Origin of the sequence: Candidatus Tokpelaia sp. (genome assembly GCF_008636115.1) — a bacterium.
Taxonomy (GTDB): domain Bacteria; phylum Pseudomonadota; class Alphaproteobacteria; order Rhizobiales; family Rhizobiaceae; genus QLZD01.
Window position 1 is genome coordinate 114,679 of record NZ_QLZD01000033.1, and the last position, 13,798, is coordinate 128,476.

10 protein-coding genes are annotated in these 13,798 nt (G+C 51.5%); 6 read left to right on the top strand and 4 right to left on the bottom strand.

Features of this window, described 5'->3' with window-relative positions:
• Positions 1-153 precede the first annotated feature (153 nt).
• Both DPQ22_RS06385 and DPQ22_RS06390 read right to left on the bottom strand, forming a co-directional pair.
• On the bottom strand, positions 154-1,014 hold the full coding sequence (locus DPQ22_RS06385) for a DsbA family protein (protein WP_150214270.1): 861 nt from the start codon (positions 1,012-1,014) through the stop codon (positions 154-156).
• A gap of 146 nt (positions 1,015-1,160) precedes the next feature.
• The gene (locus DPQ22_RS06390; RefSeq protein WP_150214272.1) at positions 1,161-2,549 is read right to left on the bottom strand and encodes a M48 family metalloprotease; all 1,389 of its coding nucleotides are present in this window, start codon (positions 2,547-2,549) and stop codon (positions 1,161-1,163) included.
• A gap of 213 nt (positions 2,550-2,762) precedes the next feature.
• Between DPQ22_RS06390 and dusA the strand changes: the two genes are divergently transcribed.
• The gene (dusA, locus tag DPQ22_RS06395; protein ID WP_256371582.1) at positions 2,763-3,791 is read left to right on the top strand and encodes a tRNA dihydrouridine(20/20a) synthase DusA; all 1,029 of its coding nucleotides are present in this window, start codon (positions 2,763-2,765) and stop codon (positions 3,789-3,791) included.
• 200 nt (positions 3,792-3,991) lie between these two features.
• On the top strand, positions 3,992-5,017 hold the full coding sequence (locus DPQ22_RS06400; RefSeq protein WP_150214274.1) for a nicotinate-nucleotide--dimethylbenzimidazole phosphoribosyltransferase: 1,026 nt from the start codon (positions 3,992-3,994) through the stop codon (positions 5,015-5,017).
• 50 nt (positions 5,018-5,067) lie between these two features.
• On the opposite strand, the gene DPQ22_RS06405 is transcribed toward DPQ22_RS06400, so the two are convergent.
• Positions 5,068-5,637: a thermonuclease family protein gene (locus DPQ22_RS06405; protein ID WP_150214276.1), complete on the bottom strand. Its 570-nt coding sequence runs from the start codon at positions 5,635-5,637 to the stop codon at positions 5,068-5,070.
• Positions 5,638-5,713: 76 nt separating this feature from the next.
• Positions 5,714-8,362 carry an autotransporter outer membrane beta-barrel domain-containing protein gene (locus DPQ22_RS06410; protein WP_150214278.1) on the bottom strand — a complete coding sequence of 883 codons (2,649 nt, stop codon included), beginning with the start codon at positions 8,360-8,362 and terminating at the stop codon, positions 5,714-5,716.
• A 208-nt stretch (positions 8,363-8,570) separates the two neighbouring features.
• Between DPQ22_RS06410 and DPQ22_RS06415 the strand changes: the two genes are divergently transcribed.
• The 4 genes from DPQ22_RS06415 to glmS all read left to right on the top strand — a co-directional run bounded on the left by DPQ22_RS06415 (position 8,571) and on the right by glmS (position 13,782).
• Positions 8,571-9,521, top strand: a complete 951-nt coding sequence (locus DPQ22_RS06415) for a DUF1624 domain-containing protein (protein WP_150214280.1) — start codon at positions 8,571-8,573, stop codon at positions 9,519-9,521.
• A gap of 161 nt (positions 9,522-9,682) precedes the next feature.
• Entirely contained in the window at positions 9,683-10,447 is a 765-nt protein-coding gene (locus tag DPQ22_RS06420; RefSeq protein WP_150214282.1) for a cytochrome c biogenesis CcdA family protein, read from the top strand.
• Between the two features lie 61 nt (positions 10,448-10,508).
• On the top strand, positions 10,509-11,867 hold the full coding sequence (glmU, locus tag DPQ22_RS06425) for a bifunctional UDP-N-acetylglucosamine diphosphorylase/glucosamine-1-phosphate N-acetyltransferase GlmU (RefSeq protein ID WP_425305157.1): 1,359 nt from the start codon (positions 10,509-10,511) through the stop codon (positions 11,865-11,867).
• Between the two features lie 91 nt (positions 11,868-11,958).
• Entirely contained in the window at positions 11,959-13,782 is a 1,824-nt protein-coding gene (glmS, locus tag DPQ22_RS06430; protein ID WP_150214287.1) for a glutamine--fructose-6-phosphate transaminase (isomerizing), read from the top strand.
• The last annotated feature ends 16 nt before the right edge of the window (positions 13,783-13,798 follow it).

The following is a 13,798-nucleotide window of genomic DNA, read 5'->3' on the forward strand; positions in this document are numbered from 1 at the left end:
CTTTAGAGCCTTTTATCTCATATTTGCTGCAAAAGCAAAATAAACCCCGTTTTGCGGTCGCAAAGGCACAGCCCCGCTTCTGCCGTCTTTTGCGCCTGCGCCGCTCCCCTTTGTTTTGCCTTGTTTAACGCTGAGATAGCAGCAGCGGCTCTCTCATTTGCTGCCGGCCAGGCGTTGCTCTTCTTCAGCGATAATTTGCGGCAGATTCTGCATATTTACTGCACCCAGAATTTTTGTGCCCAAAATAAAAACAGGGGCATAATTCAAACCCAGTCTGTAAGCAATTTGCGCGCTTGCCAGCATAGCCTGCTGCGTGTCGGGATCGCGCATTTTCTCCTGTAGGCTGTCTATGTTCAGGCCAAGCGAACGCGCTGTTGCCAAAGCAGTTTTTTGGGTGGCACGTCCCTTTAAGCTCATCATTTTTTCATGAAAAGCGGGATATTTTTCCGGCGCCAGTTTTTTGACCGCCTGCGCCACCAAATGCGCCTGCGCCGAATCATCACTCAAAATAGGATAATCCTTCATAATGATTCTAACATTTTTATGGGCGGCGACCAGTTTCTTCTCTTCCGGGAAATCGCGCTTGCAATAACCGCAATTATAGTCAAAAAATTCCAGAAAAACTATGGGAGCATTTTTATCGCCAAGGATAATATCATTGGCAGTATGATATAAAATCTGCTGATTTTCCTGCAGAATTTTGGTCTGCTCTTCTAAAGTCTGTGCTTGTTTATTGGCATTAGCGGCCAGCACTTCCTGCATTTCAACCAGAATTTCGGGATTTTTTAAAAGATATTGGCGGATTATATCTGTATTGATGGAATCTGCCGAAATTCTATCATGCAAATGGCTTAAAAACAGCGGGTCGTCAAGCAGAGCTTTTTTAATCGCCTCAATATCCATAGCGCCTTCTGCCGGCGCTGCCGGCACCAAACCGGGCGAAATTATGCTAAAACAGGCAGATAAACACAGGCTGAAAATAACAGCGCGCCCCGATTTCCGGCATAAAATCATAGAAAATAAAATCCTTCATCTGTTTTTGGCAGGAAAATGCGGCAGATAATTATCGACCCTGCCAAAATACCCGTAAGACTAATAAATATCAGCCTTAAGCGGCAAGGACAAGGGCAGGCATCAAAAAACGGCAGAACATGCCCGGCCTAGCGCCTGTCTGGTGCTGTAACATTTAATATATCCTGCGCCCGCAGCCAGTCGGCCGAGCCTGGCTTCAGGCCTTGTTTGGCGCGCGCGGCAAAATAACGCGCTTCGCCAATATTGCCGCCGTAATAGTGCATATCTGCCGTAGCCAGATCAGCCAAAGCCGGCTTGCCGGCCTGGCCGTAAGCCAGCGCCAGGAAATTATAAATTGCGGGATCATCATTTTCTTTGTTCAGGGCGGTTTTCAAGGCTTTGACGGCAAGCTGATTATTGGCAGTGCCGTTTGCCGCCAAAAGCGCGCGCCCATAGCCAAGATAAAGCTGCGGTGATTTATATTTATCCAGCGCAATAGCCTGTTTATAGGCCTGTGCTGCCTGTGCCGGTTTATTGGCTTTAATATAGGCATCTCCTAATAATTCGTGAAAATAAGGGTTTTGCGGCCTGTCTTTTATCAAAGCTTCTATGCGTATAACCGCCTGTTGCGGCGCGCCGGTTTCAACCGCGTTTATTGCCTGCTCATAACGGACGGGCAGGCCATTTGGCTCCCTGGCAAAAAAGGCGCGTAACTGCGCCGTTTTTCGTTGATAAGCGGCCAGTTTGGCGCGCACCAGATCATGCCGTAATTGCAGCTCGGGCGGGTCTTTTTTATTATAGTAAGGGCTTTTTTCCGCCAGTTCCCGCAAGGCGGCAATGCGCGCCTGCGGCAGCGGGTGGCTTTGGCGATACGGATCCGGCCTGATGCCGGAAAGTGCCAGATTATTGGAAAAACGCTCAAAGGTTTTTAACATGCCTTTTGCCGATTGCCCGGTTTGATTAAGATAAGTAATGGCAGAACGATCGGCAATAGTTTCTTCACTGCGCTGATAGCTTAAAAGATTGCGCAGAGCCATTTCCCGGCTGCCGGCCATAATGCCGCCGCCGGCTGCACCGCCGCCGGCCAGGCCGGTGCCAAGCCCCAGCAGCATGCCGACAACGGCAAAAGTTTGCGCCTGTTTTATGCGATCGCGCAGGCGATATTGGTGACCGCCGGCCAGATGCCCGACTTCATGCGCCAGCACGCCGATAATTTCATTAGGTGTTTCGGCCTCAATCAAGGCGCCGCTATTGACAAAAATGCGCCGGCCGTCAACAAAAGCGTTAAAATTATTATCATTGACAATAATCACGCGAATATCGGTGCGCTGCCTGGCCGCCTGCAAAATGGGGCGGGCATAATCACTGATTAAAGCTTCTGTTTCGGCATCGCGAATAATGGGGATAGCGCCTGTCTGGGCTGCCGCGCGGCCGGTGACAAAGCCGTTAAACAGGCCGGCAAGCAAAAATTGCACGGCTATAAGCAGGCATAAGCCGGTGGTGAGCGGTTTTTGGGGTATAACAGGCATTGTAGCCATAGATTTTAGCCCTTTTGCCCTGTTTTGGGCCTTATTTTTAATTACGCCGCGGCGATAGCCGCGAGGGTGCCGATATTAGAGCAAAACAGACAAAAAACAAAGAAATTATGCCGGGGCAGGCTGGCCTTTTTTGCCCGAATTCTGTATGCCGCAGTAAAATGCGGCGCCGATTTTGCAAAAGCGCTGCTTGTAACAGGGATATGCTTTGCTGCCGTGAATAAAAATATATATGATATTTCTCTTGCTGCAACGGGGCAGAAGCCGGTTTTTGCCGTAGCGCCCATGCTGGATTGGACAGACCGGCACTGCCGTTATTTTTATCGTCAATTAAGCAGGAAAGCACTGCTTTATAGCGAAATGACAGTAGCCGAGGCGATTATTCACGGGCGGCGAGACAGGCTTTTGGGCTTTGCCGCAGAAGAGCACCCTGTTGCCTTGCAAATAGGCGGCGCGGATCCGCAAAAACTGGCAGAAGCAGCGCATATTGGTGAAGATTTCGGCTATGATGAAATCAATTTGAATGTCGGCTGCCCGTCAGACCGGGTGCAGGCCGGCGCTTTTGGCGCTTGTTTAATGCTGGAGCCGGATAAAGTCGCCCGCGCGGTTGAGGCGATGAAAAAATCTGTCAGCCTGCCGGTCACTGTTAAATGCCGTATCGGGGTGGATAAATTTGCTATAGCAGAAACTCTGGATAAATTTGCCGCCCCTGTATGGCAGGCCGGAGCCGATGCTTTTTGGGTGCATGCCCGCAAAGTCTGGCTTGACGGTCTCTCGCCTAAGGAAAATCGTGAAATTCCGCCTCTGGATTATGAACGTGTTTACCGGTTCAAGCGGCATTATGCCGGCAAATTTGTCGGCATAAATGGCGGTATTGCCACAATAGAAGAGGCCAAAGCGCATTTGCAGAAAACGGACGGAGTTATGCTGGGGCGCGCAATCTATCATAACCCGGCTTTACTGACGCAGATAGACAGCCTTATTGACGGCGACAGTGAGCAGCAAACAGATTATGGGGAAATAATCAATATTATGGCCGATTATTGTGCCGCTCTGATTGCTGCCGGCGGTCGCCTGCACCAGGTTACGCGCCATATGATCGGCCTGTTTCACGGTGTTAAAGGGGCAAAAGCCTGGCGGCAGATTTTATCGAGCAAGGCTAATGAATCATCGGCGGATTGCTCGGTTTTATATGAGGCCTTTGCCCATATTGATTTTGCCGATAAAGGCTTTGGGCCGGCCTGACAATGCCGCCGCCGGAAATGTCGGAGATTATGGCAGGCGTCACGCCAATGCCGGGAAACGGGACAGGCAAGTGGCCGGGCGCATGGCCAAAAGGGGAAATTGCGGCTAAAGCTTTTGCCTTTTGCCGCCGCCTGTTATACACCCTTGCGTGTTTCAATTCCTGAACCCATAGTGTCAGCCCCTGTTACCGGATAGATGTCATGAATACGATTGGCCGCCCGTTTGATGATTTTCGCGCGCTTTTGCAAACCATGCCGGAGGCAGATGCCGGCCAGATGGCGCGGGCGCGGGCGCGGCAGGCCAAACTGGCCTGCGCGCCTGGCGCGCTGGGCCGGCTGGAAGAAATTGCCGTTTGGCTCTGTGGCTGGCGCGGCCGGGAAAAGCCGCTAATCATGCGGCCTTTAGTAGCGGTTTTTGCCGGTAATCACGGTATTGCCAGAAATAATATTTCGCCTTATGCGCCAGAGACTACGCGCCATATGGTGGATAATTTTGCCAAAGGCGGGGCCGCTATCAACCAGATTTGCACGGTCAATGATTTGGGTCTGAAAGTTTATGATCTGGCGCTGGCTTACCCGACTGAGGATATAAGCCTTGATGCCGCCATGGACGAGCGCAGTTGTGCCGCCACTATGGCTTTCGGTATGGAGGCGATTGTCGGCGACACGGATTTGCTGTGCCTTGGTGATATGGGTAATGGCAGTGCCGCCGCCGCTGCCATGGCCTGCCTGTTATTTGGCGGCGAGCCTGAGGCCTGGCTAAGCCCCGCTGCCGGCATAAAGGGAGGTTTTTTTGAGCGCGAGCTTGAATTTGTGCGCCGCGCTGTTGCCTTACATAAGCCTTATTGCGCTAAAGCTGATGCGTTTGAAGTATTGCGCCGGGCAGGCGGGCGTGAGCTGGCGGCGATAGTCGGCGCTATTCTGGCGGCGCGTATGGAAAAAATCCCCGTTATTCTGGACGGTTTTGCGGTCACCATTGCTGCGGCGGTTTTATACAAGGCCAATCCGCGCGCGCTGGATCATTGCCTTGCCGGGCATGTTGCGGCTGAGCCTGGGCACAGGAAATTACTGGAGCTTCTTGATAAAAAGCCGTTATTGGATTTGGGGCTGCATTTGGGTGAGGGCACGGGCGCAGCGCTTGCTGCCGCTATTGTTAAATCGGCCGCTTTGTGTCATGCGCAAATGGCAAGTTTTGCCGCAGCGGAACCCGCTGCCGAGCCGGCCTGAAAAGCCTGGACAGGTAAAGCCGGCAGCAGAGGTTGTTTTACCGGCGGCGGTTACAATCGGGGGTGTTGTTTGCGCCAGTCTTTCGGCCGTTTGAAATGCCCTTGCCACAGGCCGTGTTTATCCAGCCGGGCCTGATATTCTTCTTTCTTGTAATTATTAGCGCCGTCTCCGGGGCTGCTGTAATTTACCGCCCAGCCGGCAACAACCATTTGGCGGTTTAAATCACTGTCGCCGGCGAAGCAATGGCCTAACAGGCGCTGATATTTATCTTTTTCTGCCCATTGGCAGCGCACGCGGCGTTTATTGACAAGCCGGCGCAAATAATCGGCCGCTATGCGGCCGCAAGCATAAGTTTTGTCTTCTATATAACAATATTGCTTCAATTCGGGGGCATCAAGGCCAACAAGGCGAAGGCGCTGCCCCTTGATTTTAAGCGAATCGCCATCTTCAATTTCGGCATAGCCCTCGAGCAGTTGAATTGCAGCCGGCTCTGCCCAAACCGGCTCATGCGCTGCTCGCTGCCGGTTTTTAACAATAAGCAAGGCAGATGCTGCCAGCACCATAATAATAATCAGAATATCTGTCGCGACAAATTTTTTGCCTTTATTATTGGGCGCCATAATAATCCTCAAATTTTTGCCCCGGGTGAAAGCCGGAGCGCCTGCGTTTAATTGCCATTTAGCGCTGTTATCAGGCTTAAAAGGCAATTTTCACCCGAATAGAAAAATTCTGTGCTGTTCTGTGCCGGCGCATAGAGAGATCATAAGCGCTGCTCACAACACTATTTTCCCGCCAGTGATAAGAAAACTCCATGCCGCTGCTGACAGAAGAGCGACTGCTGTTTTCCCCTTTGCTTGTCCATGCTGCCGCTGCAATATGGCGCAATTCTGTGTCCAGATTGATATTAGTGTCCAATAAATCATAGCGGTAATATGTATAGGCCATTAACCGCAGCCTATGTGTGCTGTTCCACAAAACCGCGCCACCGATTTTGGGGCGCAAGGCATTAAAGGCGGCGCTTTTGACATGCAGCGGCAAAAGCCCGCCTTTTTCGCTATAAGCGCTTTGATGAATATAAGCATAATCGAGACCGAATTGCGGCGCAAATTGCAGCTTGTAATATTTCGCCCGGTAATAATGGCTTATGACGGCGCTGACCATAAAGCTGTTCTGGTTAATAGTGGCGCGGTTGACAGCAGCAAAACTGTCACGCCGATAGTGCTGGAAACGGCCGGCACCGTAACTGAAATTTATATCCATAACCGGGCGGAAATTGCCGCGTGCCGGCCGGGCATAGGCAAGGGCACCGCCAAACAGGAAATAGCGCATATTGGCATGATAATTTTGCCCGCCATGCAAACGGCCGGAGACAAAGCCGCCGCCAATACCAAGGGCAAAATTACCGTAATGTGCTGTGCCGCCAAAATTAAAACCGCCATAATCGGCGCTCAAACGTGCAAAAGAGCGGTTTTGTGCGCGGTATATATCGTGACTGCCGGCGGGCTTCAGCCAGAGCGCCGGTGAATCTTCACTGCTGCTCGCTGCTGCCTGTTCTGCTATTATTTCATTATTGGCAGCACTGGCGGTTGAAAATTGCGTAATTGCGCGGCGCAGATCATCGGCAAAATGCTCCTGCACTGTTAGAGCCAGGGCAGGCAGCCGGGTGGATTGATGCGGAGAAAGGCTTTGTAACCGGCTGTTAATATTTTCTTCTTCACCAAGATTGCTATTGTAAAGCGCGTCATATAAGGTTTTTAGCGTGTAATATGTTGTTTTTTCTGCCTTGTCAGTGTGATAATTGCGCAGGCTGCCTTCCATAGCGGCGGCAGCGCGGCTATTATTGCCGTGAACAATATCGGAAACCCGCAAAGCCTGGCTTTCTGTCTGGCTGTTGCCGGCACTGTTTCGGCTTTTCGGCAGCAGGCGTAATTGATAATTCTGCTTGTCATCACTGAGCCCGATTTCATAATTATAGAATAATTTTTGTCTGGCGGCCGAATTGGTAAGAGTGAATTCACCTTTTACAGGTGTGGTGCGGCTTTCCAGAAAATTCAAGGCAATGGGCCGGGCAGAGGTGAGTTTATAACTGTTTACGGCTATTATATCTGCTATATCCAGCCGGGCCTGCGGTTCAATTTGCACCGAGCCGAAGCTTAATATGCCTGTTATCGCCCCTTTATCGGCAAAATCAGTCTTGATTACAGGCCGCAGCAGACTGTCTTTGCCAAAGCAGGCGCGGCTGCCGTCATCGCCATAAACAGCATAATCATGCGCCTCCTCCCCGGCCGCGGTTTGACCGGCAATTTCCATTATCCCGCTTTTAAACAGAAATTCGCCTTGTGTCGGCGTTCCGTCTTCATGCCGGCCTGAAGTGATATAAACAGCCTTGGCCGTATTATTGCTTTGCAGGGAAAGGTGGCCGCCTTCTATTTGCAATTTTGCTGTGGTGAGCCCTACACTGTCATTTTCAGCCATAATAAAAATGCTGCCGCCTTGCTGGCGAAATTCTGTGTCATTATCTACCAGCATTATGCCCTGTGCCTGATCGGCAGCGTAAATTTGCAAATTGCCGCCGCTTATTGCTGCCGATTGGTTACTCAGCAGGCCTATGCTGCTGTCTCTCGCCGCGAAATCAATATAGCCGCCGGTTTGCCGGAATAAAATATCGGCGCCATTATGATTGCCGCTGGTCGGATCGCTATAAGCCAGACTGACGCCGGTAGCTGTGTCTTGTGTCCGGACAGCAAAACTGCCGCCCTGAATTCCATAAAAATTGCCGCCGCTTACGGCAATGGCATTATCATGCGCCTCTATGGCAACCGAACCGCCCGTTTGAATAAAATCATTCCTGCCCGTGACGGTCGATGCAAAGCCAATAGCCTGCGGCGGCATTTCAGGGAAAAGCGGAGCGCCGGAATTATAACCGGCTTCAGACGCCGCGGCAATAATATGCAGACTGCCATTGCCAATATACAGGCTGCCTTCCAGCAAAAGAATCGGCATATAAGGGAAGCTGTTTTGCTTTGTGTCAATAGTCAGGCCGGTATTGGCCGCATTAAGGCCGAGTGTATCCAGAAATATGAAATCCGCCAGGCGATAATTCTGTTTCAATTCGGGATTGCCGGCATAGCCGAGCCAGTTTACCCCCTTATACTGGTGCAAATAATCGCCAATATTGGCGTCATTCAAATTGATGCTGTCGGGGCGGATTGCCGTTGCGGCAGCGGCCGCATTATTGCAAAAGCCGCCAATATTGGCGGCGGCAAATAAAGCCGGGCCAAAACGCATTGCCCATTTGGCATAGTGAAAGCGCAACCTCCCGCTTTGTCTATAATCCTTCCCCATAACGCATTCCCTCTATATTTACGCCAATATGCACCTGCCTGTTATGTTTTCCCGGTAAGTTGTAATTCTCCTTTATGAGCATATTAAGAAATATGAAATCAACGGATTTTTCGGAAAAAATAATTTATCGTTAAGATTTTCTATACAAGGCCTATATATTGCTTTGTCTGTGTCGGCAGATTTACAGCTTGAGAGAGATTGGCACTTGATGCGGCGTTTGCAAAAAATAGATATTGCCCGGGGCATAGCGCTTATCGGCATGGTTATTTACCATTGCAGTTGGGATTTATCCTTTTTCGGCTATATTTCCGACCAAATACCGCAAAGCGGGGTGCTGTTGCTATTGGCGCGCTCAGTGGCGGCGGCTTTTTTGTTTCTAGCCGGTTTCAGCCTGTTTCTGGCGCAAAATGCCGGTTTTCGCCCAAAGGCTTTTTTCCGCCGTTTTACGGTAATTTTATTATGTGCCGCCCTGGTATCGAGCACCACCTGGGTATTTATGCCGCAGGATTTTATCTATTTCGGCATATTGCATGCTGTGGCCTGTGCTGCTCTGGTCGGCCTGTTGTTTTTGCACACACCGCTTTGGCTGAATTGTGCTGTTATTGCTCTGTGCTTCTCTTTGCCCCATATTGGCCTTGATTTGCCTTATCCCGCTTTATGGTGGCTGGGGCTAAGCCGCGCGGCTGCGCCGTCTTTTGACTATGTGCCGTTTTTCCCCTGGTTTGCCTGGGCCCTGGCCGGGCAAAGCCTGGCTGCTTTCATGGCGCGCCGTGCCCGGCTTCATATTTTGCAGGACGGTATCAGACCAATTACCCTGAGCCGTTTTTTGCAATTTCTCGGGCGGCACAGCCTGGTAATTTATCTTGTGCATCAGCCGCTGCTTATTGCCGCTCTATATGGGTTTTCCTGTCTTGTTTTGCCCAGTTACAATTTTGCCCGCGCCGCGCTACAGCAGGATTGTGTGGAAAGCTGTCTGTTACAAAATACTGAGCAAATCTGCCGCGATTTTTGTAATTGTTCGCTCAATGCTCTGGCGGATAAATCTTTGCCCGGCACTTATATAAATGGGCAAATAAATATTGATGATGAAGCTGTAGCTGTTATTCATGCCGGCTGTGCGGCGCAGCTCTCGGCTTCCCCGCCGGCCGGTAAAAAATGATAAAGTTTTGCGGCACTGTGCCGGCGGGCCAAAAGCGGCAGCGCAGAGTCATGGCGGCCATAAGACCTGCCTTGACTTTCCATTCCCGGCAGTATCTTAATGCAAATAGATAAAATTGAGTGATAAAGCTGCGTTTGCGGCGCAGCAGATTTGGGTAAAAAATGGATATTTCATGGGCGGGCGTGGCCCTGGCGGGGGCATTGTCTTTCCTTTCTCCCTGTGTTTTACCGCTGGTTGTGCCGTATTTATGCTATATGGCCGGTGTCTCGGTAGAGGATTTGCGCGCGGCTGGCGCCAATAGCGGGCCGGCAGGCGCGGGCACAAGCGGCAGAGTTTCCGTGCGCTGCCGCATTACCCTTTCCGCTCTTGCTTTTATTGCAGGCTTTACAGCGGTTTTTGTGGCACTTGGCGCCAGCGCCAGCGCTCTTGGCACATTTTTATTGCGCTATCAGGTAGAAATTGCCGTTATTGCCGCAATTCTTATTATTATTATGGGGCTTAATTTTTTGGGCCTGTTTCGCCTGGGGTGGCTGGCGCGTGAAGCACGGTTTCAAACACGCAACCGGCCGGCAGGGCTTGGCGGCGCTTTTATTATGGGGCTGGCTTTTGCCTTTGGCTGGACACCCTGTATCGGCCCTATTCTGGCGCCGATTTTGACCCTGGCCGGCTCGCGCGCAACCATGGGTGAGGGGGCGGCGCTATTGGTTGTCTATTCTTTAGGGCTAGGGCTGCCTTTTTTATTGGCGGCGCTGTTCTCAAGTTTGTTTATGCGCTTTTTCATGCGTTTTCGCCGCTATCTCGGTTTGGTAGAAAAATTTATCGGTCTGGCTCTGGTGATAACCGGCCTATTGTTCCTGGGCGGTTTTATGCACCATATTTCCTATTGGCTGCTGGAGAGATTCCCCGCCCTTGGCAGTCTGGGTTGATTAAGAGCGGCAATTTCGGCCGCGCAAGCGGGTTTGAGGCCGGGGCTATAATATGAGGTAAATTATGACAAGGCGCTGTTTATCAATAATTCTGGCAGCAGGTGAGGGAACACGCATGCAGAGCCGGCTGCCCAAAATTTTGCATAAAATCGGCGGTTTGTCGTTGATAGGCCATGTTATACGGGCAATGCCTGCCGCTGCCGGTAATGATATGGCGCTGATTATCGCGCCGGGAGCCGCCGCTGTGCAGATCGAAGCGCAAAAACTGGCGCCAAAGGCGCAGTTTTTTATCCAGCAGCAGCGGCTGGGCACGGCGCATGCCGTGCTGGCGGCAGAAGATTTGCTGGGCAAAAACTATGATGATATAGTGATAGCCTATGGCGATACGCCGTTAATCCGCCCGCAATATATAGAAAAAGCGCGGCAAAAGCTGGCAAAAGGGGCGGATATTGTGGTCAGTGGTTTTTATACAGAGGCACCGCAGGGCTATGGCCGGCTGGTGGAAAAAGCGGGTCGGCCGGTCAAAATTGTTGAAGAAAAAGAAGCAACCGCCCGGGAAAAAAAGATAAAATTATGCAATGGCGGCTTTATGGCTTTGAAAGCTGAGCATATTTTACCGCTATTGCGCGCTGTGGGCAATAAGAATAGCAAAGGCGAATATTATTTGACCGATGTGGTCGCCCTGGCAGCAGAGCGCGGGCTTGAGGCGCAGGTGCTGGAAATGGCGGCTGAAGATATTGTCGGTGTCAATACGCAGGCAGAGCTGGCAGCGGCCGAAGCACTGTGGCAGAGCCGCAAAAGGCAGGAAATTATGGCCGGCGGGGTGAGCTTACAGGCGCCGGAAACTGTGTATTTTGCTTATGATACGGCAATTTCTGCTGATGTTTTTATTGAGCCGCATGTGTTTTTCGGCACAGGTGTTATCATTGCGGCGGGGGCGCATATTCGCGCTTTCAGCTATATTGAGGGGGCGACTATTGGCAAAAACGCGATTATCGGCCCTTATGCGCGTTTGCGGCCGCTGAGCCGACTGGCCGATAATGTAAAAATCGGCAATTTTTGTGAAATCAAGCAGGCAAATATTGCTGAAGGTGTGAAGATAAACCATCTGGCTTATATGGGCGATGTTGAAATTGGCACCGACAGCAATATTGGTGCCGGAGCCATTAGCTGCAATTATAATGGTTATAATAAAGAGAAAATAAGCATTGGCGCCGGGGCTTTTATTGGCTCCAACAGCGCTTTGGTGGCACCGCTTAGCATTGGCAAAGGGGCTTATATTGCTTCAGGCAGTGTTATTACGCATAATGTTGATGATGAAGCGCTGGCTTTTGGCCGCGCGCGTCAGGTAAACAAGCCGGAAGGCGGTAAAAGATTGAAAGCGCTGCTTTCTCTCAAAAAAGGGCAGGAAAATCATTAAATTACAACCCGGCCTGTGCTTGAGAGAAGCCGGAGGACAGATTGGCGGAAAGCAGAATCTGCCAATAAAATGAGGGGATAAGAGAGGTTTTATGTGCGGAATTATTGGCATTTTGGGCAAAAGGCCTGTAGCGCCGCTTTTGGTAGACGGGTTAAAAAGGCTGGAATATCGCGGCTATGATTCCGCCGGTATTGCTACATTGGAAAAGGGCAGACTGGTGCGCTTGCGTGCCGGCGGCAGGCTGGCGCGGCTGGAAGAAAAGCTGCATAATCACCCGCTCTATGGGCATAGCGGTATCGGCCATACGCGCTGGGCAACCCATGGCGCCCCGACAGAGCGCAATGCCCACCCGCATATGACGGATAAAGTGGCGGTAGTGCATAATGGTATTATCGAAAATTTTGCCGAATTGCGGGCAGAACTGGCAGCCTTTGGTTACCGCTTCAGCAGCGATACGGATACGGAAATTGTCGCTCATCTGGTGACAAATGCCATGGAAAACGGGCTGGCGCCGGCAGCGGCGGTGCGGCAGACACTGGCGCGATTGCGCGGGGCTTTTGCGCTGGCTTTTATTTTTACCGGTGAGGAAGATTTGCTGATTGCCGCCCGTAAAGGCCCGCCTTTGGCGATTGGCCGCGGTGAAGGCGAGGTTTATATCGGCTCAGATGCTATTGCGCTGGCGCCGTTTACCAACCGTGTGACATATATGGAAGATGGCGATTGCGCGGTTTTAAGCCGCAGCCATATTATTATTTATGACGAAGCCGGCAAGGAGGTCGCCCGGGCAGAGACTGTGTCGACCGGCAGCAGTTTTCTGGTTTCCAAGGGCAATCATCGTCATTTTATGCAAAAGGAAATGTTTGAACAGCCGGAAATTGTTTCTCACAGTCTGGCGCATTATCTGGATTTGGGCGGCAAAACCGTAAAAAAGGCAGAGCAGGTGATTGATTGGCGGCGGGTGGAGCGGCTATCCTGCACAGCTTGCGGCACGGCCTATTATGCTACTCTGGTAGCGAAATACTGGTTTGAAAACCTGGCCCGACTGCCGGTAGAAAATGATTTTGCTTCAGAATTCCGTTATCGCGAGCCGCCATTGCCGGCCGGCACTTTGTCGCTTTTTGTCTCGCAATCAGGTGAGACCGCTGATACTCTGGCCAGTTTGCGTTATTGCCGCGCCCAAGGGGTAAAAACCGCTGCTTTGGTTAATGTGGCGGAGTCGACCATGGCGCGCGAGGCGGATATATTTTTGCCCACGCTGGCGGGGGTAGAAATAGGGGTCGCCTCTACCAAAGCCTTTACCGCGCAATTATCAGTCCTGGCGGCCTTGGCGATTGAAGCCGGCCGGCAGCGCGGCCTATTGGATAAAAAACAGGAAAGCGCTCTTATCGGGGCGCTGGCGGAATTGCCGCGTTATCTCAATGAAGCCTTGAAGCTGGAAAAGCAGATTAAAGCTGTCTGCCATGATTTAATGGCGGCAAAGCATGTGCTTTATCTGGGGCGCGGCACTGCCTGGCCGCTGGCTTTGGAAGGGGCGCTGAAGCTGAAGGAATTATCTTATATTCACGCCGAAGCCTATGCGGCAGGTGAATTGAAGCACGGGCCGATTGCGCTGGTCGATGAAACCATGCCGGTTATTGTCATAGCGCCACATGATCGCTGGTTTGAAAAGACAGTTTCCAATATGCAGGAAGTGGCGGCGCGCGGCGCGCGGCTTATCCTCATTACTGATAAAAAGGGAGCGGCAGCCTGTAGTTTAAAAACCCAGGCCACGGTGATTATGCCGGATCAGCCGGAAATTGCGGCACCAATCGCCTATGCCGTGCCGATGCAGCTCATAGCCTATCACACGGCGCTGTGGCTTGGCACAGATGTTGATCAGCCGCGCAATCTGGCCAAATCGGTAACCGTGGAATAGGCTGTAATCGGCGCGG

Coding starts and splice junctions, on each gene's coding strand:
- DPQ22_RS06385 (WP_150214270.1), bottom strand. CDS start 1,014: ATGATTTTATGCCGGAAATCGGGGCGCGCTGTTATTTTCAGCCTGTGT.
- DPQ22_RS06390 (WP_150214272.1), bottom strand. CDS start 2,549: ATGGCTACAATGCCTGTTATACCCCAAAAACCGCTCACCACCGGCTTA.
- DPQ22_RS06400 (WP_150214274.1), top strand. CDS start 3,992: ATGAATACGATTGGCCGCCCGTTTGATGATTTTCGCGCGCTTTTGCAA.
- DPQ22_RS06405 (WP_150214276.1), bottom strand. CDS start 5,637: ATGGCGCCCAATAATAAAGGCAAAAAATTTGTCGCGACAGATATTCTG.
- DPQ22_RS06410 (WP_150214278.1), bottom strand. CDS start 8,362: ATGGGGAAGGATTATAGACAAAGCGGGAGGTTGCGCTTTCACTATGCC.
- DPQ22_RS06415 (WP_150214280.1), top strand. CDS start 8,571: ATGCGGCGTTTGCAAAAAATAGATATTGCCCGGGGCATAGCGCTTATC.
- DPQ22_RS06420 (WP_150214282.1), top strand. CDS start 9,683: ATGGATATTTCATGGGCGGGCGTGGCCCTGGCGGGGGCATTGTCTTTC.
- glmS (WP_150214287.1), top strand. CDS start 11,959: ATGTGCGGAATTATTGGCATTTTGGGCAAAAGGCCTGTAGCGCCGCTT.